A 24,153-nucleotide genomic window follows, 5' to 3' on the forward strand; every position below is an offset into this window, starting at 1 on the left:
GGGATGCCAACACGGCGACGCCGAACGCTGACACGGCGCTCGTGCGCTGCGAGGATCTGTTGATGGATTACGTTGCCGAATATCGGGCCGCGTCCGAGTCGGGCGACATCGACCGGGTGGTCGACGCGCTCGCTCCCGACGCCGAACTGGTGTCGCCGCTGTCGGCCCGCATGGTGTTCCGCGGGCGCGACGATCTCCGCGTCCTCCTGGGCGCGATCTACGGCCTGCTCGGCGACCTGCGGTGGGACCAGGAGTTCGGCGACGAACGGACCCGCGTTGTCGTCGGCTCCACGAAGCTCGGACCACTGCCGTTGGACGACGTCATGGTGCTCGAGCTCGCCGACGACGGGCGCATCGCACGCATCCGGCCCCATCTGCGCCCGTGGCTCACGACCACGCGTTCGCCGCGGCGCTCGCGCCGGCGATCCTCCGCAACCCCGGCGTCGTCCGCCGCGCCCTCCGCAAGTGACCACCCCGCCCTGACGACGTCCCCGAACCACCAACACCGCGACGCGGACTGCCAACACGGCGACGCCAACTGCTGACACGGCGACGCGGACTGCTGACACGGCGGCGTGGGTCGACAAGACGACCCACATGGGGGAGGCGGTTACGGAAAGTTGAAGAATATTGGGCCAAATGGTGCGGACCAAGTCCATGATCGCCGGATTGGGTGGTCCGGGCCTCTACACGCGCGCTTTACATGGTGGAGCGCCGATATGCGGCCGAACGGGTCATGGTTCACTTGTCGCGCCAGCGCGGCCCGTGGCGACTCGGAACTCAGCGTGAGGTCGATCTTGGCGTGTGAGTGAGGCCATCCGCACACTAGGAAAACCAGGTGTTCGGGGTTAATCCTGGAGGCCTGAACCACGATGATGGAGGATGGACGAGCAGTGGCGATCGCGCCCGCAGTGCCTGCGACGGTTACCCACGGTGGACGAAACCTCTGGGTCAACTGTGCCCTTGCGGGGCTTTGACCACCACCCGTCGTCACGCCATGATGTTGTTCGAACACGGGAAGTGCTGGACCACCTCGTGCGCTGCGGACCTACCGCAGCGCTACCACACTCCAGGCACTCGGGAGTAAGCGATGACCACGATGACGCTTGCGGTACTGGCGCAAGGCGAGCTCAACACCGGAGGAGTCCGCACCTGGCTCCTCGACAACATTGTTCCGCTCGTCCTGCTCTCCGTCGCACTGCTGCTGCTCTGGCTGGGCGGCGGCAAGGGTGACAACGCCGGCGTGATGCGCAGGCTCGGGGGCGTCGTGATCGCCCTCGCCCTCATCGGTCTTGCCGTCAGTGGGCTCGGTGTCGACGTCGGCGAGTGGCTCGCCGGCTTGTTCACAGGCTGACGGAGCCTGCCGACGTGCGTATTCGTACCGACGACGAGATCTATCGTGTCGACGCCGTCTGGCTCGGCCCTCCGAAGGCAACGTTCCCGTGGCGAGCCCGGTATGTCGCCTGGGGCGTCGGCATCCCCGTCTTCCTGATCATCCTCGGCATCGAACGTCAGCTGGGGATCGGATTCGGGTTCTTCAGCACGGCGTGGGCGTTCGTGCTGACCATCGCGATCACGCGACTGATCACGTCGAAGATCAGCCACGAACGTCCACTGTCGGCCGTGTTCACGATGTGGGTGCGGGAACTGCAGACCCCGCGCGAGAGGAACCGCGCCACCGGCGGAGCGGCCAGCGCGAGCAAGATCAAGGTGCGCACCGAGCGTCCCCTGCCGAAGAACAAACGGAGGGGTAACGCCTCGGTCGCGTACGGTGCCACCGGACCGGCGCAGGGCGCGGGTGACCGCGCAGGGCTGGCCCGGACCAGCCGGACGGCACCGCCGCAGGGACACCCGGCGGCAGACAGCACAGCACGAGCGCACCGACGCACCGGCCACAGCTCGGCCGTCCCCGCGTCGGTCGGGAGGTAGGCCTTGTTCGGTCGCGACCGCAGCGGCACCAGCAGGAAAGCCGCGCAGCCGGCGCCGTCGACGAAGACCGACGGCCGGGGCCGGAGACTGCCCGGCGAACAGGCGATTCCCAACTACACGCCCTCCATCGCCGCCCGCTCGATCGACGGTCACCTCCTGCGCACCGGCAGCGAGGTCTACGCCTGGTACCGCCTGGCCCCGCAGCGCTGGTCGTTCCGCTCCGACTCGCAGCGCCGCGACCTCATCGCCGCGATCGCGGGCCAGTACGCCGAGCTGCAGGGCCGCTGGATGCACCTGCGGGTCACCACGCGCCCGTACCCGATCCGCATGTGGGCCGAGGCGCACGTGCACAACGCCCACGACCGGCCGTCCGACGTGCCGGGCGCGCAGTCGTTCGACGACTACCTCGTGGGCGAGCAGCAGCAGCTGATGGGCCGGTCGATGGCCGAGAAGGAGGTCTATCTCGGCGTCCAGGTCCAGACCCGTCGCGTCATGGACCGGGCCGTGGAACGGGCCGCCCCGCTGCTGCGCAAGATCATCCCCGAGGCCGTCGACGCCGAGCTGACCGCGCTCGACTCCGAGGTGGACCACCTCGACGGCGTCATCGGCTCGTCCGGGCTCGAGGGCCGTCCGGTGGGCGCCGACGAGATGTCGTGGCTGATGCACCGCTCCTGCTCGCTGGGTCTGCCCGCGCCGCGCACCATGCCGGCCGTGCCGACGTCCACGTGGGAGCCCGAGGACCTGGCCAGCTTCACCGACGCCGCCGACTTCCACGCCGATCCGTACGCCCCGACCGTCACCGTCCGCGGGCGCACCGGCTCCAACGCCGGCGTCAAGCGGCATGTCGCGGTGCTGACCGTGGGGCAGATGCACGGTCTGCAGATCCCCGAGTCCGACGACCCGTGGGTGCAGCACGCCGACCGGCTGCCCGCCCCCGTGGAGTGGTCGGCGCGGATCTACGTGCGCAGGCCCGAGGAGGTCTCCGGCGAGCTGCAGCGCCAGATGAACAAGGTGCGTTCGCAGGTCAAGCACTACACCGACGAGCACGAGCTCGAACCGCCGCAGTCGTTGTCGCGGCAGGCCTCGCGGGTGCTCGAGGTCGACGACGAGATGACGTCCGGGTTCACCGCCCTGGCCACGCGGGTGCGCTCGTGGTGGCGGATGTCGGTGTCGGGCAATTCCGAACGCGAGGCGCTCAAGCTCGCCCAACAGCTGCTCGACCTGTACAAGCCGAAGGTCGCCATCGAGCACCCCGAGGCCCAGTACTCGCTGGCCCGCGAGTTCATCCCGGGCGAACCGTTGGCCTCCGGGGCGTACCTGCGCCGCGGATCGGTGGTCTGGGCCGCCTCGTCGGTGCCCACCGCGACCGCCGAGGTCGGCGACCGGCGCGGCATCCTGCTCGGCGAGACGTGCACCGCCACCCGCCGTCCCGTCGCGTGGGACCCGTGGATGGCGCAGGAGATCCGCGACGGTTCCGGTCTGACGTCCATCGTCGCCGGTCTCGGTGGCGGTAAGTCGTTCCTCGGCGGCGGCATCGTCTACAAGACGCTCCGCGCCGGTGCGCACTGGACGATCCTCGACCCTTCGGGACCGCTGTCGCGGCTGTGCGAACTGCCCGAGCTGCGGCCCTACGCCCGGCCGATCAACCTGCTCAACGCCCAACCCGGCATTCTCAACCCGTACCGGGTCGTCGCCGAACCGCAGCTTGAGCACTTCCTCGACGAGGAGGACCCGGAACGGTCGTGGCGGCGCGAACGCGCCCTCGCCGGCGCCACCCGACGTCGCCTCGTGCTCGACGTCCTCACCGGCGTGCTGCCCTACGACGTCGCCCGTATGCCGCAGACGCGCATCGTGCTGCTGCGCGCCGTCCGCATGGTCGGCGGCCGGTACGACGCCGACCCCGGCCAGGTCATCGACGCGCTGCGGCGCGACTCGAGCGAGCACCACGACCACGCCGTCGTCGTCGCCGACTTCCTCGACGAACTGCGCGAACGCATGTCGCTGCTGATCCCCGAGGCCGGCGCGACCCGTACACCGACCAGCGTGACGACCGGCTCACCGTGCTCACGATGGCCGGGCTGACGCTGCCGAAGGAGGGCGTCGGCCGCGAGCACTGGACCGACGCCGAGGCGCTCGGCGTCGAGATGCTCAACCTCGCCGCCTGGCTCACCGCGCGTTCGGTGTACGAGAAGCCGAAGGCCGCGCGCAAGGGCGTGTGGATCGACGAGGCGTTCTTCCTGTCGGAGGTGCCGACGGGCCGGGTCCTGATGAACCGGTTCGCGCGCGACTCGCGTAAGTGGAACGTGCGTGTGCTGCTGTCCTCGCAGATCCCCGCGGACTTCCTGAAGATCCAGGGTTTCGTGGCCCTGCTCGACTCGGTGTTCGTCGGCCGGCTCGACGACGACGAGGCGCAGGCCGACGCGTTGCGGCTGTTGAAGGTGCCCGTGGCGTCGGCTACGAACAGGTCGTCTCCGCGCTCGGCCGCCGCCCCGGCGGGCAGCGCGAGGTGGAACGCGACCGCGACCCGCGGCAGTTCATTTTCGGCGACGGCGCCGGCGGCGTGGAACGCATCCGCGTCGACTTCTCCGGACCGCACCTCGAACAGCTCCGCGAGGCCCTCGACACGACGCCCGGTTCCGTGCCGGACCGTGCCGTGCCCACCTCGCACGAGACGCCCGACGAGCCCGCCTACCACGTGCCGTCGCCGCCCGACGACGAGTTCGACGGCGTCGAGTCCGGGGTCGACGAGGAGGACCTGGAACTGGCCGCCGAACTCGAGGTCGGCCTCACCGAGGACCAGGTGCTCTCCGACCCCGAGTTCGACGAGCACGACACCGCCGCATCCAACGGCACGAACCCCAACGGCACGGGGAACGGCCACAACGGCACCGCCGTCAACGGCAGGGGCGAGACCGCCGGGTCCGACAGCACCGACGGTGGCGGCGACAACCCTGACGGCAGCCAGGAGCCGGCCCGGGCAGGCGGGCGCGGCAAGAACGGCACCGGCAGGGATGCCGCATGACGACCGTCGTGACGGTGCTGGCCGTCCTGGCGTGCGCATGGGCCTGGCACCGCAGGCGAGCGCGCCGCCGGGCTCCAGGCGGCGCGGTACTGCGGCGCCGTTATCCCGCGATGCTCGCCGTGGTCGCGGTGCTCACGTTCCAGTCCGTGCTGGGCGCACCGGCCATGGCTCAGGACTCCGGCTGCGAGGCGCCCAACCCGGAGCGCCCCGGTTCGGGCATGGTCGGCGCGCTCGACCCGGCGACCGGCCAGGGTGAGGGCGGCAGCGCCTACGTCGACTACGGCTACGCCGGCATGGTGTGGCACGTCCACGACTGCGACAGCGGCGCCATGTCCATGACCGACCCGAGCACGACGGTCGACACGTGGGCGGGCAACCAGCTGTTCAACATCTCCAAGAACATCGTCGGCGCCACCAACTCGCTGCACTACACGGTGCTCGAGGGCGGCGTGCTGAACCCGATCTACGAGGCCGTGTCCCGCGGCGCCGAAGCGGTCTACAACAACATCTACGCCCAGCTGTTCGGCGTCGCCGCGCTGCTGCTGGCGATCTTCCTGTTCCGCAACATCTGGCGCGGCGACCTGGCGACGGTCAGCAAACGCGCGTTGTTCGCCATCGGCGGCGTGTGGTTGGCCGCCTCGTCGCTGGCGTTGCTGCGCTACTACGACGACATCGACCGCGCGATCGTGCAGACCACCACCAACATCCAGGCCGGGTTCGTCGACGAGACCGAGGACCGCGTCGTCCGGCACATCCTGCCCACCGACCTGCACACCAACGTGGTGTACGAGAGCTGGCTGCGCGGCGCGTTCGGTGCCCCGGACTCCCCGGACGCCGAGGAGCACGGCCGCGACCTGCTCGACGCGCAGGCGTTCACGTGGCAGCAGATGCGCGACGGCGACGACGGCGACGAGGCCGTGATCAACGAGAAGAAGGGCGAGTTCAACCGCATCGCCGGCGAGCTGGGCACCTCCAGCGGCTACTTCACCGGCGAGGACGGCTCGCGCACCGGCGCCGGCTTCCTGTCGCTGCTGCAGAGCCTGGCCTACTCGCTGTTCCAGCTGTTCGCCAAGGCGGCCGTGTTGTTGGCGCAGATCCTGGTGCGGCTGTTCACCCTCACCGCACCGCTGATCGGTCTGGTCGCCGTGCTGCACCACGACGTGCTGCGCCGCGTCGGCAGGGTCATCGGCGGGGTGGCGTTCAACCTGCTGATCCTGTCGGTGCTCGCGGGAGTCCACGCGCTGGTGCTGCAGGCGATCTTCAACGCCGGTGCGGCGCTGTCGATGCTCACCCAGCTGGTGCTCGCCGGTCTGGTCACGGTCCTGCTGTTCATGGTCGGGCGCCCGGGCAAGCGACTGTGGCAGATGGTCGAGATGTCGGTCAGCATGGTCGGCTCGGCGATGCCTGCACAGGGCGGCGGTTTGTTCTCGCGCTTCCGCAAGAAGTCGAACGAACCCACACCGCAGGACGAGTTCTGGCGCAACGTCGCCGACGACGACCAATCACAGGGCGGCGCCGCCACCCGCGGCGCGGGCACGAGCCGCCGGTTCCGGCCCGAGGCGTCCGTCGTGGCGAACTCCGAACGGCTCGACGGCCCGCCGACCGGTGCGCACCCTGCGTCGCACTGGCCGGGCACGCCGCAACGCGTCGGCGGCGCCCCGCAGGGACTGCCGTCCGGGGGCGGTGCGGCCGCGACCGCGTTCAACACGCAACCACCGAACCGTGCCCCCGGCGCGCAGCAGCCGATGGTCGTCCCGAGCCGCCGGGTCGACACGGCACCGGTCACCGACCGTGGACTGGACCGGGCCGACGACCCCGACCCGTTCGTCGTGCCGTCGCGGATGGAACCGCCGGTCGAACAGTTCCGGGCCGGGTCGAGCTCCGCCGCGTCGACCCCGCGCCCGCGCCGACACCGGCCGCACCGCCGCCCCCGCGTGCCGCCAGCCAGGAGATGGTGGCCGGCAAGCCCGTGTACGTGGTGTACCGGCCCTCGCGCGGGCTCGAGGTGCGCCCCGACGACGTCCGCGACACCGACCGAGCGGTGCGGTAGGGCCGGGTCATGCCGATTCGTACCAACCGCGGCCGCGCGGCCGTCTATCGACGCCTGTGGGGCTGGCCCATGCGCTCGCCCTCGCACCTCGCGGGCACGCTCATCGTCGTCACCGCGCTCGTGATCTCGATCGGCATCGTCGCCGGACGGCTCGCCGATCCGCAGCCCACCGGGCTGGCCGCCGAGTCCACCGAGACGTCCCGGTCGCAGGCCGACGGCGCCACCGGCGGCACGGGGGACCGGGAGGCCCCGGCCACCCGGCTGACCGCGCCCCGCGAGACGCCCACCGCGGCCCCGGCCGACCCGGAGGCGCTGCGCACCGCCGAGAACTGGGCCAACGCGTGGGTCGACCACGAACAGGGCATGGACAACGAGGCGTGGCTCGAAGGCCTGCGTCCGTACACCACCGACGAGTTCCTGCCCGTGATGCGCAGCGTGGAACCCGACAACATCCCCGCAACCCGCGTCCAGGGCCGCGCCGAGGCCGGCCAGTCCTACACCCGCTCGGTCGAGGCGCTGGTCGCCACCGACGGCCCCGACCTGTCGATCACGGTGATCAGGACCGACGCGGGGTGGCGCGTGTCCGACTACAGCCAGGTGGGCTGAGCCGTGCGCGCGGGACTGCTTCTCGGGTGTGTGACGGCTGCCGTCCTCACGATCGTCATGGCCGTCGGCATGATCACGATCATCGACGGCTCCCGGCAACAGGCCATGGGCGGCGTCACCGACCTGTCCTGCGACGCGGCGTTCGGACCGACCCACCCCGGCGACGAGAGCCGTGGCGCCGCCGACGCCCAGACACTCGAGGGCGAACAGCGCGAGATCGTCCAGCTGATCATCCGGATGGGCCAGGAACGGGAGATCTCGCCGCGCGCCTGGCAGATCGCGATCCAGGCGGGCATGACCGAGTCGCGGCTGCGTAACCTCGACTACGGTGACCGCGACTCGTTGGGCATCTTCCAGATGCGCCCGTCGATGGGCTGGGGCACGCCGGAGCAGGTGACCGACCCGCCGTACCAGGTCAACAAGTTCTACGACGTGCTCGAGGAGATCCCGGACTGGGAGCAGATGCGGCCGGGCGAGGCGGCGCAGGCCGTCGAACGTTCCGCGTTCCCCGACCGGTACCACGAGTGGGAGCCGATGGCCGTCCACCTCGTGCAGAACCTCGGCGACGTCGAGAACGCCAGCGGCTGCGAGGAGAACGACGGCGTCACCCTCGTCGCCAACCAACAGGCCGGCCGGGCCATCGAGTTCGCGTTGGGCGAGCGTGGCAAACCGTACGTGTGGGGCGCGACGGGGCCGGACACCTACGACTGCTCCGGGCTGATGTTGCGGGCCTACGAGGCCGCGGGCATCACGATCCCGCGCGTGTCCCGCGACCAGTACAACGCGGGCGCGATGCTGCCCGTCGAACAGTCCCAGCCCGGTGACCTGCTGTTCTGGGCCTACGACACGGCGGACCCGAGCACGATCCACCACGTTGCGATGTACCTGGGAGACGGCAGGATGGTCGAGGCGCAGCAGAGTGGCGTGCCGGTGCACGTCCGGGACGTCTCGTGGGACGAAGGTGGGCTGGTGCCCCAGGCCGTCCGGCCTGGCGTGTGAGTGCAGGAGGGCGAACGTGGCGAAGAAGTGGGGTAAACGCGGCAAGGGCGGCGGCCGCGGGGGAGCGCAGGTCGACCCGTTCGCGATGCAGGCGCGTCCGCCCGCGCCGCGCAACACGCCGCCGGCGTCGAGCACGCCGCTGGCCGACTACCTGCAACGTCCGCACCCCGGCGTCACCGACGGCTACGTCGTGCTGCCGCGCACCCTGGTCGAGGACATGCCGCTGCCGTGGCAGCAGCAGCTCGTCGGTCTGCTCTCGCAGTTCCACAACGGGCACGCGCGGCTCGACTGGCCGGCGTACCGGGTCGTGCCCTCCCGCCCCGAACGGCTCGTGGACCTCGACGAGGAGCAGCTGGCCGAGGTCGGCTACTTCGTGGAGATCGACACCGACGGCGAGATGGTCTACCGCGAACGCAGCGGCCGGAAGGTCGAGGACCCGGACTCGGTCACGGTGCTCGTGTCGTGCCTGGACCCGGTGGTGCGCGGCGCACGGCGCGACGAACGGCCCGCCGTGCCCGAGCAGGGCAAGGCCGCGCCGATGAATATCGGCCCCCAGCCCGTCTGGCAGACACCCGTCCAGCAGACTCCGGCGGCTCCGGCAGCACAGGGGCCGGTGACGCCGGCTTCGGGGTTGCCGCAGAACCCGGCGCCGCAGACCCCGCAGGCCCAGACCCCGGCGGCGCAGGATCCGGTGACGCCCCCTTCGGGGTTGCCGCAGCGCCGATGGTGCCGCCGTTGCCCGCGCCGCCCCAGACCTCGTCGCCGGCGGCGCCTCCGGTGCTGCCCACCCCCGCGGCTCCCGAACCGACCCGGTCCGCACCGGCGCAGGCCGAATCGGGCGCGGTCGAACCGGGTGCGGCTGAATCGGGTGCGGCCGAATCGGGCGGAACCGAACGTGACTGGTTCGACGAGATGCCCGAGGAATCACGCGCCGCTGATTCGGAATCGGCCGACGACCAGACCGGCGACACCGACGACGCATCGTTCGGCCCGACAGGGGATGAACCCACCGAGATCCCGTACCGCTTCCGCCGTTGACCGTGCGCGTGGCACGCTCGGGGCATGCGTAAGCGCGCGAAGGACACCCAACCGCCGTCGGGCTGGTTCTACAACACCCGCACCGGCGAGGTGGAGCACGGCGAGGTGTCGCGGTCGATCGACCTGCTCGGGCCGTACCCCGACGAGGCGACGGCCCGGCAGGCCCTCGACATCGCCCGTGAGCGCACCCGGCAGGCCGACGAGGCCGACGCCGAGTGGCACGGCGGCGGCGAGGGTGACGACTCGGGCGACGGCGAGGGTGGCAGCCCGGCCGATCGCTGACCGGCCGGGTCCGCGGATCGGGTCAGACGCGAGCCGGGGGGCCGGGCACGAAGTCCGGGTCGACCTGATCGGCCAGTTCCGAGCCTGCCCAGGCGTGCGCGTTGCGCAGGTGCAGCCGGACGGCCTGGGCTGATAGGCGGCCCAGTCCCGCTCCACGTCGTCCACAGTGGACTTCATGGTGGCCAGGGTGGCGAGGTTGTCGGCCTCCAGCTCGCCGATCGGGCGGTGCCGGCCGCGCTCCGAGGCGCGCACGTGTCGTGATGTCGACATCCAGCCGAGCAGGTCGTCGCCGATCTCGTCGCGCAGGAAGTCGACGTCGTCGGCGTCGGTGACCTTGTTGCCCACCACGGCCAGGCGCACGTCGAAATCGCGGGCGTACTCGGTGTACTGGCGGTAGACGCCGACGCTGCGCATCGTCGGCTCGCACACCAGGAACGTCACGTCGAACCGCGTGAACAGGCCCGAGGCGAACGCGTCCGCACCGGCCGTCATGTCGACGACGACGTACTCGCCGGCCTCGTCGACGAGGTGGTTGAGCAGCAGCTCCGCGGCACCGGTCTTCGAGTGGTAGCAGGCCACGCCGAGGTCGTCCTCGGTGAACCGGCCCGTCACCGCGACGCGGGCGCCGCCGACCTCGCGCACGCACGCATCGGTGATCGGGTTGTCCTCGCGGGGCGACATCAACCGCGAGCCGCGACCCGCGGGGGTCGTCTTGATCATCGCGTCGGCGCCGGGGATGCGCGGGTTGTCGCCGCGCAGATAGTCCTTGATCAGCGGCAGGTTGTCGCCGAGCGTCGGCAACGCGTCGGCCTCCTCCGGCGTCGCCCCGAGGGCGACGGCCAGGTGCTGGTTGATGTCGGCGTCGATGGCGAGAACGGGCGCGCCGGTTCCGGCGACGTACGACGTGAAGAGCCCGCTCAACGTCGTCTTCCCGCTGCCACCCTTGCCGACGAAGGCGACCTTCATGGCATACCCCTCTTGGAAGTGGTTTTCATTAGGTTGGGCGAACGGTACCGACACGCGCCGTTACCCGATCGGTCGGGGGTGCGGGAGCATGGGGCCCATGCCGACCTGTGTCGACGACCTCGGTGTCGAGGTCACGTTGCCCGCACCACCGCGCCGCGTGGTGTCGCTGGTGCCCGCCCTGACCGAGGCCCTCGAGCACACGAGGGCCGGGTTGATCGCCGGCGCCACCGACTACTGCACGCATCCGCCGGAGCTCGACGCAGCGCGCGTCGGCGGGTCGAAGTACCCGGACGTCGACGCCGTGCTCGCCCTGCGGCCCGACCTGGTGCTCGCCAACTCCGAGGAGAACCGGCCCGAGGACGTGTACCGGCTGCGGGACCACGGGATCGCGGTGTGGGTCATGGCCGCGCCCGCGACCGTGCCGGACGCGTTGACGTCACTGCGACGGCTGCTGACCGAGGCGTTCGCCGTGGACGCCCCGGACTGGCTCGTCGAGGCGGAACGGCTGTGGTCCGGCGAGCTGCCGCCCGTGCGGTCGCGGGCGGTGGTGCCGGTGTGGCGCAAACCGTGGGTCGTGCTGGGCAGGGACACCTTCGGCGGGGACGTGCTGCGGCGGCTCGGCGTCGCCTGTGTGCACGCCGACGCGACGAGCGCTACCCGCGTCCGCCGATCGACGAGCTGACCGGCCTGTTCGCCGACGGCACCGCCGACCTGCTCGTACTGCCCGACGAACCGTACGAGTTCACCGACGACGACGGGCCGCAGTTCTTCCCCGGCGCCCGCTACGTCCTCGTCTCCGGCCGCTACCTCACCTGGTACGGCCCCTCCCTCGTCGCAGCCACAAAACCCTCACCGCCACGCTCCCGTAAAAGCTCCCAAGGGCCCTTTGGTCGCATCGGGCGCTGCCGCGCGTCAGCGCGTCGTTGGGGGGTGGTGGTCGGGCGACGGGTGGGCGCGACCATGGGCCCTCGGGAGCATCTAGTCGAAGGTGTGGGCTTGTTCGGGGAAGGTGCGGCCTCGGACGTCGGCGGCGAAGGCCTGCGCGGCGCGGGTCAGTTCGCCCGCGACGTCGCCGTAGCGTTTGACGAATCGGGGCGTGCCGCCGGTCCGCAGTCCGGCCATGTCCTGCCACACCAGCACCTGCGCGTCGCAGTGCGGGCCCGCACCGATGCCGACCGTCGGGACGGCGAGCTTCTCGGTCACGAGTTTCGCCGTCTCGCCGGGCACCATCTCCATCACGACCGCGAACGCGCCGGCCTCCTGCAGCGACAGCGCATCGTCGAGCAGCTCGACGCCGGCCTCGCCGCGGCCCTGCACGCGGTAGCCGCCGAGGTTGTGCTCGGACTGCGGGGTGAACCCGATGTGCCCCATCACCGGGATGCCGGCCGCGGTGATGGCCTCGACGTGCGGTGCGAACTGCCGGCCGCCCTCGAGTTTCACCGCGTGCGCGCGGCCCTCCTTCATGAACCGCACCGCCGTGGCGACGGCCTGTTCGACCGACACCTGGTACGAGCCGAACGGCAGGTCCGCGACGACGAGCGCGTGCGCCGCGGCGCCCGTCACGGCCCGCACGAGGGGGAGCAGTTCGTCGACGGTCACCGGGAGCGAGGTCTCGTAGCCGTAGACGTTGTTCGCCGCCGAGTCGCCGACAAGCAGCACGGGAATCCCCGCCTCGTCGAACAGCCGTGCCGTGTACATGTCGTAGGCCGTCAGCATCGGCCACGGCTCACCGCGGTCCTTCATGGCCCGCAAATGCGGGATGCGGACCTTCTTCCGCGGCCGAGCGCCGGAATCACCGCCGGAAGGGGAGCCGGAACCGTACGGAGCCGCCGCCTCCTGTGGGGTTTCCGCGGCGGCGCCGACCGTGTGATCTGCGGATTCGGGCGTGATATCGGAATCGGATATCCGGGACATCGCTGTCGACCGTCCTTCCCTCGAGGCCCTCGGTCGGGTCCCCGGGTTCGTGGATCGTGATGCCTCGAGAGTGACAGGCCGTGAGACACGCCAGGAAGCGCCGTGCGAGCACCCTCACAGGTCATCCGGACTGGGTAGTCGCATGATCACGCTGTGTGCGACGCCATTTCGGGTTTCGGTTCGGCCGATAGCGTGATAGGTAGTTCGCTATGCTGCCGGAGCTCCGCGGTCACTCGACGCTCGTCGTGGTGCGCAGAGCGGGGATTTCCCTGCTGGTCATCGCTATCGTCGGCCAGCTCGGCTGGTTGGCGGAATTCGTGCTGCCCACGCACATGTCGCCGTTGCACACCGTGACCTCCGGACTCGCGGCTCCGGGTGAACCGCACGCGGTCGTGTTTCGCACGATGGAGGTCGTCTCCGGCATCGCGTTGATCCTGTCGGTGCCGCCGATGCTGCGGCTCGCGCCGGTGCAACGCCGGGCCCGGGTGACGATCTCGTTGGTCGGCGTGCTCGGCATCGCCTACGTACTGCGCGGTGCCTTCCCGATCGAGTGCGTGCCCGGAGCGGGCGGCGTGTGCACTCCCGATCCGGCGTTGACGTCCGGCGGCTACATCAACTTCTCCGCCTCGATGCTCGTGAGCCTGCTGTGCGCGGTCGGCCCGATCAGCCTGCTGATGTGGTGGCTCGGCCGGTGGACGATCGCACCGATGACGGGCATCGTGATCGGCACGGTGTCCTGGGCCGTGCTCGTGCTCGACAGCATGATCGGCCCCGGGATCTACGCCGGACTCGCCTCGCGCGCCCAGATGATCGGCGCGAGCATCGTCCTCGGCGTCGGCGCGGTCTACATCGCGCGGACGGCACGCGTCGGCCCGCTCAGAACAGAGTCGGCTCCGTGAGATGCACGCCCTCGGCCGCGAGGATGCGTTCCTTCGTGGCCAGGCCGCCCGGTGCGGAGAACCCGCCGGGCCTGCCGTCGGCGGCGAGAATGCGGTGGCACGGAACGATCGGGGCGAACGTGTTGGCGCCCAGCGCGCCGCCCACGGCCCGCGCGGCACCCGGATCGCCGAGCCGGGCGGCCAGCTCCCCGTAGGTGACGGTCGTCCCGCGGGGGATCGCGCGGGCCTGTGCGTACACCCGCGCGGCGAACGGTGGAACCCCGTCCAGGTCCAGGGGAATCGTCGACAGGTCGACGTCCTGGCCCGCCAGTGACGCCGTCACGAGCGCGATCGCCGACCGGATCGACGCCGGAGCCTCGGACGGCGCGCACTCCCGCCCGCCGTCGACGCGCTCCCGCAGCCGCGTCATCGTCGTGTCGGCGTCGCCGTCCGGCAGCTGACACGCGACGACCACAGTGAACTCCCCGGTGGCATCCCCATCCGCCACGTCGCTGTTGCGCCAGGCGATACCGCAGGGGCCGATCGCCGTCGGATACACCGCGAGCCGCACGGCGGCCCCGGTGCCGTCGGTCGGGACGGTCACGACGGCACCCGGATGTACTGGCGGTGCTTCTCGTCGCGCACCGCCACCCGCAGCCTCACCAGTTCCCGGCGCAGCACCTCGACCTCGTCGGCGTCCTTGCCCTCGAGCGCGCGCTGGCGCGCCGCGAGGAGCGCCTCGGCGCCGGTCGGCAGTCCGGGCAGGTCGGGAACCCAGCGGCGGAACTCGTCGGCATGCGGATCGCCGTCGTGCCAGCGGAATCCGTGCGCGGTGAAGGCATCCCGGAGTTTCCGCTCGCTCAGATCGGTCGTGCGGCGGACGAGCTCCGCGGTGTCGGTGCCGAGGACGACGAGCTGCTTGCCGTCGACGAAGGCGCCGGCGACCTCGGCCCGGTCGACCGTGTCGGTGTGTCCGCCCGCCTGCACCTCGACGGTGGTGGCGCCGAACTGCACCTGCGAGCGTTCGTGCCACGCGATGCCGGCCATGACCAGCCCCGCGATCGCGCCTGCCGCCACCGGCGCGACGAGCACCCACGGGTCGGGCAGGCTCGCGACGAGCTCGGCCGGCCCCGCCAGCGGCGCCCACGGCAGCGTCACCCACCATTCGGCGAGCGCGGGCAGGCCCCAGCCGAGCAGCGCGCCCACCGCGGGGAACACGACGGCGATCGCCGCGTACGCCCAGCGCGGTTCCTCCACGGTCACCGTGCCCGCCTCGGCGGATGCCCCGGTGCGGGCCGGGTTGCCGCGTTCGTGTGCCGTCATGACCTTGTCCATCCCCCAGTGATGTCAGCGGTGCCGCAGCGCGTCAGTGCGTCTCGCGCCAGAGGTTCGTCATCGGCAGCCTGCGGTCGCGGCCGAAGGCCTTGAAGGTGATCTTCGTGCCCGGCGGGTACTGCCTGCGCTTGTACTCGGCGGCGTCGACCATCCGCACCACGCGGTCGATGACCGCGGCGTCGAAACCGGCGGCGAGCAGGTCGGCGTAACCGCGGTCGCCCTCGATGTAGTCGTCGAGGATGTCGTCGAGCAACGCGTAGTCCGGCAGCGAATCGGTGTCGACCTGGCCGGGTCGGAGCTCGGCCGACGGCGGCTTGGTGATCGAGTTCTCCGGGATCGGCGGCGTCTCACCGCGCTTGGTGGCCTCGTCGTTGCGCCACCGCGCCAGCTGCCACACGTGCGTCTTGAACAGGTCCTTGATCGGCGCGAAGCCGCCGACCGCGTCGCCGTAGATCGTCGAGTACCCGACCGCCAGCTCCGTCTTGTTGCCCGTCGCCAACACGAGGTGTCCGTCCAGGTTGGACAGCGCCATCACGAGCATGCCCCGCACGCGCGCCTGGATGTTCTCCTCGGCCAGACCGTGCAGGGAGAGCTGATCGACGTACACCTTGACCATGTCGGCGATCGGCTCGAGACGGAAGTGGCAGCCGAGCCGTTCGGCCAGCTCGGCCGCGTCCGACTGCGAATGCTCCGACGAGTACGCCGACGGCATCGCGACCCCGTGCACCGCGTCCGGTCCGAGAGCGTCGACGGCCAGTGCGGCGACCACCGCCGAGTCGATGCCGCCGGACATGCCGAGCAGCACCGAGCGGAAGCCGTTCTTGGCGACGTAGTCGCGCAGACCGAGCACGAGCGCCGACCACACCTCGGCCTCGTCCGGCAGCGATTCGGCGATCAGCGGGCCCTCGAGGGGCGCGCCCGGCTCGGCCGGGGTGTCGCCGATGTCGACGTCGAGGTCGCGGCGCCGCACCGTCAGACCGGCGAACTCGCCGGCCGCCCCCGGGGCCTGCGCCGGGACCTCGACGTCGGTCAACAGCAGGTGCTCGGCGAACTGCGGCGCGCGGGCCAGCAACGTCCCGTCGACGCCCACGACCATCGAGTCGCCGTCGAAGACGAGGTCGTCCTGTCCACCGACGCAGTTCGTGTAGACCACCGGGGCGCCGGCCTCGCGCGCCCGCGACGCGACCAACGGCAGCCGGGCGTCGTCCTTCGCGCGCTCGTACGGCGAGGCGTTGGGCGCGACGATCACGTCGACCCCCGCCTGTCCGAGCGCCGCGACCGGACCGCCGTCCTGCCACAGGTCCTCGCAGATGACCATGCCGACGTCGACCCCGTGCACCCGCACGACGTCGAGCTCGGTGCCCGGCTTGAAGTTGCGCCGCTCGTCGAACACGCCGTAGTTCGGCAGGTGGTGCTTGTACTGGGTGGCCACGACCGCGCCGCCCAGCAGCGCCGCGGCGGCGTTGCGCGGGCCGGTCTCGTCGGTGTCCAGGTAGCCGATGTAGGTGAGCACGTCCCCGCAGCCCGCCTCGGCCAGCCGCCGCGCGACGACATCCACCTGTTCGCGCGACGCGCGCGCGAACGTCGCCCGCAACGCCAGGTCCTCGACCGGATACCCGGTGAGCGTCATCTCGGGGAACACGACGACGTGCGCGCCGGCGTCGGCCGCCGCCCGCGTCTGCTCGACGACCCGGTCGGCGCTGCCCGTGAGGTCACCGACGGTCGTGTTGATCTGGGCGAGTGCGATGCGCAGGTGCGGCATACGGCCATTGTCGCGCACCGGTTCGGACGCCCGCACCCATACAGGCGCCCGAACCGGCGGCCGGCTCAGCTGCGCTTCTTGCGGAGCATGCCGCGGACCTTCTTGAGGGCCTGCTCGGCATCCGAGTCGAACGGGTTGTCCTGCACCAGGTACGTCCACGTCGACGTCGGTCGCCGCACCCCCGCGGCGGCGAGATCCAGCCCGTCGGCGGTCAGATCGGCCTCGGCCAGCGTCCTGCGGGATCGCTTCACGGCGGCGTCGCGGATCTTGTGGAACTCCGGGATCGCCGCCCGGTGGAACTCGTCGAGCGGCTGCTCCCTGGCCATCGCCCGCAGGTGGATCGTCTCCCGCACGTTGTTGAGGAACGCCAGGTGATCGGCCCACAGCTGGTCGAGGTGGAACAGCATGATCCGCCGGCACGCCTCGGCCGACGCGTCCTCGCCGAGCGTCTCGGTGAGCTCGTCGAGGCGCTCGGCCGTGAGCGTCTTCGTCGACGCGGTGGTCCTGTCGTCAGCCTTGTTGTCGGCCGCGTCTTCGGCCGAGGTGTCGTCCGCGTCGTTGTCCGTGCTCGTGTCGGCCTCCGCCGTGACCTCGGTGTCCTCGGCAGCGGCGTCCGACTCGGCTTCCGCGGCTTGCTCGGGCGCCTCGGTGTCCTCGGTGTCCTCGCCGTCCTCGGTGTCCTTGCCGGACTTCGCGGTGCCGGTCTCGGCGGTGAGCAGGAGGTCCTTGGCGACGTCGGTCCGCAGCACCTCGTCGCGGTGGTTCAGCAGATCGGAGCGCTGGTGCTCGATCAGCCGCGTGTACCGCCAGGTGTTGCGGTGGATCTCCAGATCGGCGCCCTCGACGACGCGCTGGGCGTGGTTGATCTGCCGCTGCGCCGCCGGGTCGACGACCTCGCCGGTCTCCTCGTCGGCCGTGATGCTCTCCGGCACGTCGGGCGCGCCGGAGAGCACGAGTTCGTCGTTGAGGCTGGCGAAGAACACCGAGCTGCCCGGATCGCCCTGTCGGCCCGCGCGGCCGCGCAGCTGGTCGTCGAGGCGGCTGCTCGGGTAGCGCGCCGTGCCGATCACGTGCAGTCCGCCGAGCTCGGCGACCCGTTCGCGGTCGGAGCCGTCGGCCCCGCCGAGGCGGATGTCGGTGCCGCGGCCCGCCATCTGCGTCGAGACGGTGATCCGCTCGTAGGTGCCCGCCTCGGCGATGATCGCCGCCTCCTCGGCGTCGTTGCGCGCGTTGAGCACGACGCACGGCAGGCCGGCCTTCTCGAGCTTCTCGGCCAGCTCCTCCGATTCGGCCACGTCCTGGGTGCCGACGAGGATCGGCCGGCCGGTCGCGTGGACCTCCTCGATCTCCTTGACGATCGCGCGCAGCTTGTTGTTCGGCGCCGCGAAGATGCGGTCCGGGCTGTCGGAGCGCACGTTCGGCGTGTTCGGCGGGATCACCGCGACCTCGAGCTCGTAGAACTCGCGCAGCTGCTCGGCGACTGCCACCGCGGTGCCGGTCATGCCCGCGACCTGCGGGTACCGCGCGATGAGCGCCTGCACGGTGATCGAGTCGAGGATCTCGCCGCGATCGGACGGCGGCAGCTGTTCCTTCGCCTCCACCGCGGCCTGCAACCCGTCGGGCCAGCGCTGCAGTTCCGCCACCCGGCCGCGCGAGGAGTTGATCAGCTGGACCTTGCCGTCGCGCACCAGGTAGTCGACGTCGCGGGTCAGCAGGGCGTGGGCGTGCAGGGCGACGTTGACCGAGGCCAACCGGTCGGCGCCGTCCTCGGCGTACAGGTCGACCCCGCCGAGCGACTTCTCGACGATCGAGGCGCCCGCGGTCGTCAGCCATGCGTTGCGGCCGTCGGAGTCGGTCTCGTAGTGCAGACCCACCCGCAGCCTGCGGACGATGTCGGCGACCTCGAGATCGGCGACGCCCGCGTCGACCGAACCGGCCATGACCAGCGGCACCCGCGCCTCGTCGACCAGCACCGAATCGGCCTCGTCGACGATCGCGACCTCCGGTTCGGGCTGGGCGAGCTCGTCGACGTCGGTGACCAGCCGGTCGCGCAGCACGTCGAAGCCGATCTCGCTGACCGCGCCGTAGCAGATGTCGGCGGCGTAGGCCTTGCGTCGCTCACCGGCGTCCAGCGACGGCTCGACCCAGCCGACGGACACGCCGAGCAGGTCGTACACCGGGCGCATCCACTCGGCGTCGCGGCGGGCGAGATAGTCGTTGACCGAGATGACGTGCACCCGCTTGCCCTGCAACGCGTGCCCCGCGGCCGCGAGCGCGCCGGCGAGCGTCTTGCCCTCACCGGTCTGCATCTGCACGACGTGGCCGGTCAGCAGGCCCATCGTGCCCAGCAGCTGGACGTCGAAGGCGCGCTCGTCGAGTCCGCGCCGCGCGGCCTCCCTGCCGAGCGCGCACACCTCGACCAGGTCGTCGTCGCCGAGCCCGGCGTCCTTGGCCCCCTTCTTGCCTGCCTGCTTGCGGCCGGTGGGCTCGTCGGCGGCGAGCCGCTCCCGCAGCGCGGTGGCGGCCTCGGTGAGCTCGGCGTCGTCGAGCTTCTCCAGCTCCGGCTCGCGCTTGCCGATCCGCGGCAGCAACGCCTCGTAGCGGGTCAGCTCCACGCTCGCCGGGCGTTGGATGATCCTGCGCAACCGTTTGCCCACCCGGCCCATCAACGCCACGCCTGGTCTCCCATCTCGTTCTCGTCCTGCGATGGCACGATCAGCATGTGCCTTCTGCTGAACGCTACCTGGCTCTCGCCACATGTGTACTCGCCTTGGGCGGGATGACGACCGCCTGCTCCACCGGTGACGGGGAGCCGGAACAGCGCGGTCCCGTCGGTCCCGTGCCCGCCGGGTTGGACCGGTTCTACTCGCAGTCGTTGGAGTGGGGTGACTGCGCCCCGTACGCGACGTCGCAGACGGCGGAGCAGCTGTTCGGCGAGGACGGACTCGAATGCGCGCGGCTGACCGTGCCGCTGAGCTACGCCGAACCCGACGGCGAGACGATCACCGTCGGCCTGCTGCGCCACGAGGCGGGCGGCTCCGACGACGAGCGCGTCGGATCGCTCGTGGTCAACCCCGGCGGCCCCGGCGCCTCCGGCATGGTCAACGTGGCGTCGATGGCGGGGCAGGTCGGCGACAGCGAGCTCGGACAACGTTTCGACCTCGTCGGTTTCGACCCGCGTGGGATCGGCGCGAGCGAACCCGCCGTCGAATGCCTGACCCCGGAGGAACGCGACGCCGACCGCGTCGACGACAGCGACCTCGACGGCAGCCCCGAGGGCGTGCGCAAGGCCGAACGGGAGGAACGCGAGTTCGTCGAGAAGTGCGTGGAACGCACCGAACACGGCGAGCAGATGCTGGCCAACCTCGGCACCCGCGACGTCGCGAAGGACATGGACGTGCTGCGTTCGGTGCTCGGCGACCGCAAGCTCAGCTATCTCGGCTACTCATACGGCACACGCATCGGCTACACCTACGCCGACCAGTTCCCCGGCAACGTGCGTTCCCTCGTGCTCGACGGCGCGCTCGACCCGGAGCAGGACACGGTCGGATCGCTGGTGTCGCAGGGCGAGGGCTTCGGCAAGTCGTTCGAGGAGTTCGCCGCCTGGTGCGCCGAGCGCGGCGACTGCCCGCTCGACGGCGATCCCACGCAGGCCTACCAGGACCTGGTGCAGCCGCTGTTCGACGAACCGGCCGACGCCGGCGGCCGGCAGCTGTCGTACGAGGACGCCACGACCGGCACCATCCAGGCGCTGTACTCCGAGCAGATGTGGCCGCAGCTCGAGAGCGGTCTGGCCGAGCTGGCGAGGGGCGACGGTTCGACGCTGCTGGCACTGGCCGACATGTACAACGAGCGCGACCCGTCCGGCGAGTACGCCAACACCCAGGACGCGTTCACCGCCATCCGGTGCGTCGACGACCCGCCCGTGGAGGACGCCGACGAGATCCGCGAGGCGCAGACCCGCTACGCCGAGGTGGCGCCGTTCCTCGACTCCGGCAGGGAGCCGTCGTCGGCCCGCGACGCGTGCGCGTTCTGGCCGGTGGACAACACCTCGGAACCGCGGCTGCCGAACGTCGACGACGTCCCGCCGGCGTTGGTGATCTCCACGACCAACGACCCCGCGACGCCGTACCAGGCCGGGGTTCAGCTGGCCGAGGCCATGAACGGGCGCCTGCTCACGTTCGAGGGCAACCAGCACACGGTGTTCCTGCTGGGCAACCAGTGCGTCGACGACATCGGCACGGACTACCTGATCAACGGCACGCTGCCCGACGACAACGCCCGCTGCTGAGCTACTCGCCCTCGGTGGGCTCGGTGTCGTTCGTGTCGTTCGTGTCGTCGGGGGGAGTGGCGGCCGTGCTGGAGGCCTCGACCGGCTCGTTGTGCCCGGTCAGGCCGAGCTCGACCAGCACGGCGCCCTCGTTCGGCGTCCGCGGCGGCACCTGAAGCCACACGCGCAACAGGGTGCGTTCGGCGGCGTCCTCGCTGTCGGTGACCCAGAACTTGGCGGCCACGTCGTCCGGGATGCCGGGCAGCAGCTGCGACATCTGCTCCTGCGGGATGTTCGCGCTGACCCGCCAGGCCGGGACGCCGTCGATGTCCTCGCGGCTCTCGGTGTCGAGGTCGGTGGCGTCGCCGAGCAGGGTGCGCAGCCCGCCGTCGGGGGCGAGCAGGCTCGCGGGCGTGAAGTGGTCGGGCAGGGTCTGGGTCGTCGTCTCGTCGTCGGAGTCGGTGAGCGTGACGACCGGGTCACCGGCGGGGCTGCCGGGGCTGCCGCCGCTGTTGCCGTTGCTGTCGCCGGGGCTGCGGGGGCCACCGGGGCTGCCGGGGTTCTCCTCGGGCTTGTCGCCGATCTCGAACTCGTACTGCACGCGTTCGGTGGGCAGCTGCAGGTCGACGTCGCCGAACGCCCAGCCGTCCCGGGTCGCCGAGCCTGGAGGGAGCGGATGGGGAAGCCCTCGAGCGCGCCCTGGGTGCGCAGGTCGAACTCGACGCTGGTCAGCTCGCGCAGCGCCTGGGAGGCGTCCTCGACCAGCGCCGCGCCGGACGGTTCGGGGTCCGGCTCCTGCGGCTCAGAGGTGCAGCCCGCGGTGAGCGCGACTACCGATGCCGTGACGACCACAATCCGCCGGAACATGGCCCAGAAGGTACTGGTGCGGTGCGACGGCCCGTGCAGGGCGCCGCACCGAGCGAGGGCCCGGCCACAGAGATCAGCGTTCGCCAGCTGGCACGAACATCACCGACCCGCGCGGGAAGCCTTGGCCGACCGGCCGCGCCTGATCGCGCATGCCGCCGTCGAGGCGTACTCGGTGCTGACCCGCCTGCCGCCGCCGCATCGCGCCCAGCCGTCGATCGTGCACACCTTCATCACCGAGCGGTTCCCCGAACCGTTCGGTGACGCTGTCCGAGACCGGGTACCAGGAATTGCTGGCCACGGTGGCGGCGGGACAGATCCTCGGCGGTCCCGCCTACGACACGCTCATCGCGTTCACCGCAGCGGAGCACGAGGTCACCCTGCTCAGCCTCGACCAGCGAGCCACGACCACCTATGAGGCCGTGGGGGCGACCGTCGCGCAGCTGGGGTGAGGTGTTGCGGTCCGTTCGGCGTGCCGAGCGACCGGTTCAGCGGAACGTGCGGCGACACGCGCCCTCCCCGAAACACGGCGTTAACACGTTCCGCATAGGGTCGCCCACATGGATCGTCAGCAGGAGTTCGTGCTGCGCACACTCGAGGAACGCGACATTCGCTTCGTGCGGCTCTGGTTCACCGATGTGCTCGGCTATCTGAAGTCGGTGGCCATCGCTCCGGCGGAGCTCGAGGGCGCGTTCTCCGAGGGCATCGGCTTCGACGGCTCGGCGATCGAGGGCTTCGCCCGGGTCTACGAGTCCGACATGGTCGCCAAGCCCGACCCGTCGACGTTCCAGGTCCTGCCGTGGGAACAGCCTGAGGGCGGGCACTACTCGGCGCGGATGTTCTGCGACATCGCGATGCCCGACGGGTCGCCGTCGTGGGCCGACCCCCGGCACGTCCTGCGCCGGCAGCTGTCGAAGGCCGGTGAGGCCGGGTTCACCTGCTACGTCCACCCGGAGATCGAGTTCTACCTGCTCGACGGTCTGCCCGAGGACGGGCGCGAACCGACCCCGGCGGACAACGGCGGCTACTTCGACCAGGCCAGCCACGCCACGGCCACACACTTCCGCCGGCACGCCATCGAGGCGCTCGAGGCGATGGGCATCTCCGTCGAGTTCAGCCACCACGAGGGCGCGCCCGGTCAGCAGGAGATCGACCTGCGCTACGCCGACGCGCTGACGATGGCCGACAACGTGATGACGTTCCGCTACGTCGTCAAGGAGGTCGCGCTCACCCAGGCGTCCGGGCCACGTTCATGCCCAAGCCGTTCACCCGGTACCCGGGTTCGGGCATGCACACCCACGTCTCTCTGTTCGAGGGCGACCGCAACGCCTTCTACGACCCCGAGGACCCGTACGAGCTCTCGGAGACGGGCAAGGCGTTCGTCGCCGGCCTGCTCCACCACGCGCGGGAGATCTCGGCGGTCACGAACCAGTGGGTCAACTCGTACAAGCGGCTGATCGTCGGCGGCGAGGCCCCGACGACCGTGTCGTGGGGGCGGGCGAACCGCTCCGCGCTCGTGCGGGTGCCGATGTACTCGCCGGGCAAGGCGTCGTCGCGGCGGGTGGAGATCCGCACGCTCGACTCGGCGTGCAACCCGTACCTGGCGTACTCGGTGATCCTCGCGGCCGGACTGCGCGGCATCGAGAAGGGCTACGAGCTGCCGCCCGCGGCCGAGGACGACATCTGGGCGTTGTCCGAGACCGAGCGCAAGGCCGCCGGATACAAGCAGCTTCCGCAGAACCTCGGTGAGGCGCTCACCGAGATGGAGAACTCGGAGCTGCTGCCCGAGGCGTTGGGCGAGCACGTCTTCGACTTCTTCCTGCGGAACAAGCGGACCGAGTGGAACGGGTACCGCAGCGAGGTCACGCCTTACGAGCTTCGGACGCTGCTTCCGGTCCTCTGACCTGCGGGTTCGCCATAAGGTGACCCCCCTGTTTCAGGGGGGTACGCGGACGTGTAATCTTCTCTTCGTCGCCAAGGAGCGGCCGGGACGAGGCGGAGGTTGACTCCGCGAGACGGACCGGGTAAAGTTCCTGGTCGGCCCTCAAGCGGGCCACAACCCAGAACGACTCCTCCTCGAGAAACTTTCGTCGAGACTTGTCGCCTGCGGTTGATGGCGCTTCGAGGTCGATGGTGACTACCAACTGCGTGTTGTTTGAGAACTCAACAGTGTGTTTGTGAGCTTTGTTTGTTGTTTTTGCCCTGATTTTGGGTTTTAGAGCTAGCGATCATGGCCAT

17 protein-coding genes and 4 pseudogenes are annotated in these 24,153 nt (G+C 70.8%); 14 read left to right on the forward strand and 7 right to left on the reverse strand.

What is annotated here, in order from left to right:
* Window positions 1–62 precede the first annotated feature (62 nt).
* From BJF85_RS17175 to BJF85_RS17215, 9 genes and pseudogenes are all read left to right on the forward strand, one after another.
* A complete protein-coding gene (locus BJF85_RS17175; RefSeq protein ID WP_222844571.1) occupies window positions 63–545 on the forward strand; it encodes a nuclear transport factor 2 family protein in 483 nt (160 codons plus the stop codon).
* A gap of 545 nt (window positions 546–1,090) precedes the next feature.
* Window positions 1,091–1,354 (forward strand): hypothetical protein, encoded by a 264-nt coding sequence (locus BJF85_RS17180; RefSeq protein ID WP_075848987.1) that lies wholly within the window; start codon window positions 1,091–1,093, stop codon window positions 1,352–1,354.
* Window positions 1,355–1,368: 14 nt separating this feature from the next.
* Window positions 1,369–1,929 (forward strand): hypothetical protein, encoded by a 561-nt coding sequence (locus tag BJF85_RS17185; RefSeq protein WP_075848989.1) that lies wholly within the window; start codon window positions 1,369–1,371, stop codon window positions 1,927–1,929.
* A 3-nt stretch (window positions 1,930–1,932) separates the two neighbouring features.
* A pseudogene (locus BJF85_RS17190) lies at window positions 1,933–4,951 on the forward strand (ATP-binding protein).
* Window positions 4,948–7,125, forward strand: coding sequence for a magnesium transporter (locus BJF85_RS17195; protein WP_369822205.1), 2,178 nt, complete (start codon window positions 4,948–4,950; stop codon window positions 7,123–7,125). Before BJF85_RS17190 ends, BJF85_RS17195 begins: the two are co-directional and overlap by 4 nt.
* Entirely contained in the window at window positions 7,011–7,607 is a 597-nt protein-coding gene (locus tag BJF85_RS17200; RefSeq protein ID WP_075848991.1) for a hypothetical protein, read from the forward strand. The genes BJF85_RS17195 and BJF85_RS17200 overlap by 115 nt, the downstream gene beginning before the upstream one ends.
* Before the next feature lie 3 nt (window positions 7,608–7,610).
* The gene (locus BJF85_RS17205) at window positions 7,611–8,606 is read left to right on the forward strand and encodes a C40 family peptidase (RefSeq protein ID WP_075848993.1); all 996 of its coding nucleotides are present in this window, start codon (window positions 7,611–7,613) and stop codon (window positions 8,604–8,606) included.
* A 735-nt stretch (window positions 8,607–9,341) separates the two neighbouring features.
* A complete protein-coding gene (locus BJF85_RS28060) occupies window positions 9,342–9,644 on the forward strand; it encodes a hypothetical protein (RefSeq protein ID WP_158056977.1) in 303 nt (100 codons plus the stop codon).
* A 24-nt stretch (window positions 9,645–9,668) separates the two neighbouring features.
* Window positions 9,669–9,926 carry a hypothetical protein gene (locus BJF85_RS17215; RefSeq protein WP_075848998.1) on the forward strand — a complete coding sequence of 86 codons (258 nt, stop codon included), beginning with the start codon at window positions 9,669–9,671 and terminating at the stop codon, window positions 9,924–9,926.
* Between the two features lie 22 nt (window positions 9,927–9,948).
* Here the strand turns inward: BJF85_RS17215 and BJF85_RS17220 are convergent.
* Window positions 9,949–10,892, reverse strand: a pseudogene (locus tag BJF85_RS17220) (ATP-binding protein).
* Window positions 10,893–10,989: 97 nt separating this feature from the next.
* Here BJF85_RS17220 and BJF85_RS17225 point away from each other — a divergent pair.
* A pseudogene (locus tag BJF85_RS17225) lies at window positions 10,990–11,732 on the forward strand (helical backbone metal receptor); the annotation flags it as partial.
* A 138-nt stretch (window positions 11,733–11,870) separates the two neighbouring features.
* On the opposite strand, the gene panB reads toward BJF85_RS17225, so the two are convergent.
* On the reverse strand, window positions 11,871–12,806 hold the full coding sequence (panB, locus tag BJF85_RS17230) for a 3-methyl-2-oxobutanoate hydroxymethyltransferase (RefSeq protein ID WP_075849000.1): 936 nt from the start codon (window positions 12,804–12,806) through the stop codon (window positions 11,871–11,873).
* A gap of 209 nt (window positions 12,807–13,015) precedes the next feature.
* Here panB and BJF85_RS17235 point away from each other — a divergent pair, with 209 nt between their 5' ends.
* Window positions 13,016–13,705, forward strand: coding sequence for a DUF998 domain-containing protein (locus BJF85_RS17235; protein ID WP_075849002.1), 690 nt, complete (start codon window positions 13,016–13,018; stop codon window positions 13,703–13,705).
* On the opposite strand, the gene BJF85_RS30330 is transcribed toward BJF85_RS17235, so the two are convergent.
* From BJF85_RS30330 to secA2, 4 genes are all read right to left on the reverse strand, one after another.
* The gene (locus BJF85_RS30330) at window positions 13,683–14,288 is read right to left on the reverse strand and encodes a methylated-DNA--[protein]-cysteine S-methyltransferase (protein WP_255375709.1); all 606 of its coding nucleotides are present in this window, start codon (window positions 14,286–14,288) and stop codon (window positions 13,683–13,685) included. The two genes, BJF85_RS17235 and BJF85_RS30330, sit on opposite strands and share 23 nt — an antisense overlap.
* The gene (locus BJF85_RS30335) at window positions 14,285–15,007 is read right to left on the reverse strand and encodes a hypothetical protein (protein WP_075849015.1); all 723 of its coding nucleotides are present in this window, start codon (window positions 15,005–15,007) and stop codon (window positions 14,285–14,287) included. Before BJF85_RS30335 ends, BJF85_RS30330 begins: the two co-directional genes overlap by 4 nt.
* Before the next feature lie 43 nt (window positions 15,008–15,050).
* Window positions 15,051–16,781 (reverse strand): NAD+ synthase, encoded by a 1,731-nt coding sequence (locus BJF85_RS17250; RefSeq protein WP_075849017.1) that lies wholly within the window; start codon window positions 16,779–16,781, stop codon window positions 15,051–15,053.
* 65 nt (window positions 16,782–16,846) lie between these two features.
* Window positions 16,847–19,456 carry an accessory Sec system translocase SecA2 gene (gene secA2, locus BJF85_RS17255; RefSeq protein WP_075849004.1) on the reverse strand — a complete coding sequence of 870 codons (2,610 nt, stop codon included), beginning with the start codon at window positions 19,454–19,456 and terminating at the stop codon, window positions 16,847–16,849.
* Window positions 19,457–19,560: 104 nt separating this feature from the next.
* On the opposite strand from secA2, the gene BJF85_RS17260 reads away from it, so the two are divergent.
* A complete protein-coding gene (locus BJF85_RS17260) occupies window positions 19,561–21,072 on the forward strand; it encodes an alpha/beta hydrolase (protein WP_139320685.1) in 1,512 nt (503 codons plus the stop codon).
* A gap of 1 nt (window position 21,073) precedes the next feature.
* On the opposite strand, the gene BJF85_RS17265 is transcribed toward BJF85_RS17260, so the two are convergent.
* Entirely contained in the window at window positions 21,074–21,652 is a 579-nt protein-coding gene (locus BJF85_RS17265) for an LppX_LprAFG lipoprotein (RefSeq protein WP_075849008.1), read from the reverse strand.
* A gap of 523 nt (window positions 21,653–22,175) precedes the next feature.
* On the opposite strand from BJF85_RS17265, the gene BJF85_RS27420 reads away from it, so the two are divergent.
* Window positions 22,176–22,367, forward strand: coding sequence for a type II toxin-antitoxin system VapC family toxin (locus tag BJF85_RS27420; RefSeq protein ID WP_139320686.1), 192 nt, complete (start codon window positions 22,176–22,178; stop codon window positions 22,365–22,367).
* 108 nt (window positions 22,368–22,475) lie between these two features.
* Window positions 22,476–23,818, forward strand: a pseudogene (gene glnA, locus BJF85_RS17275) (type I glutamate--ammonia ligase).
* Window positions 23,819–24,153 lie beyond the last annotated feature (335 nt).

The organism is Saccharomonospora sp. CUA-673, from assembly GCF_001942305.1.
Taxonomy (GTDB): domain Bacteria; phylum Actinomycetota; class Actinomycetes; order Mycobacteriales; family Pseudonocardiaceae; genus Prauserella.

Excerpts from the sequence above, each read along its gene's own strand:
- BJF85_RS17235 (WP_075849002.1), top strand. The coding sequence starts at position 13,016 with ATGCTGCCGGAGCTCCGCGGTCACTCGACGCTCGTCGTGGTGCGCAGA.
- BJF85_RS17195 (WP_369822205.1), top strand. The coding sequence starts at position 4,948 with ATGACGACCGTCGTGACGGTGCTGGCCGTCCTGGCGTGCGCATGGGCC.
- BJF85_RS30335 (WP_075849015.1), bottom strand. The coding sequence starts at position 15,007 with ATGACGGCACACGAACGCGGCAACCCGGCCCGCACCGGGGCATCCGCC.
- BJF85_RS17200 (WP_075848991.1), top strand. The coding sequence starts at position 7,011 with ATGCCGATTCGTACCAACCGCGGCCGCGCGGCCGTCTATCGACGCCTG.
- BJF85_RS17260 (WP_139320685.1), top strand. The coding sequence starts at position 19,561 with ATGACGACCGCCTGCTCCACCGGTGACGGGGAGCCGGAACAGCGCGGT.
- panB (WP_075849000.1), bottom strand. The coding sequence starts at position 12,806 with ATGTCCCGGATATCCGATTCCGATATCACGCCCGAATCCGCAGATCAC.
- BJF85_RS17250 (WP_075849017.1), bottom strand. The coding sequence starts at position 16,781 with ATGCCGCACCTGCGCATCGCACTCGCCCAGATCAACACGACCGTCGGT.
- BJF85_RS17180 (WP_075848987.1), top strand. The coding sequence starts at position 1,091 with ATGACCACGATGACGCTTGCGGTACTGGCGCAAGGCGAGCTCAACACC.
- BJF85_RS17215 (WP_075848998.1), top strand. The coding sequence starts at position 9,669 with ATGCGTAAGCGCGCGAAGGACACCCAACCGCCGTCGGGCTGGTTCTAC.
- BJF85_RS17175 (WP_222844571.1), top strand. The coding sequence starts at position 63 with ATGGATTACGTTGCCGAATATCGGGCCGCGTCCGAGTCGGGCGACATC.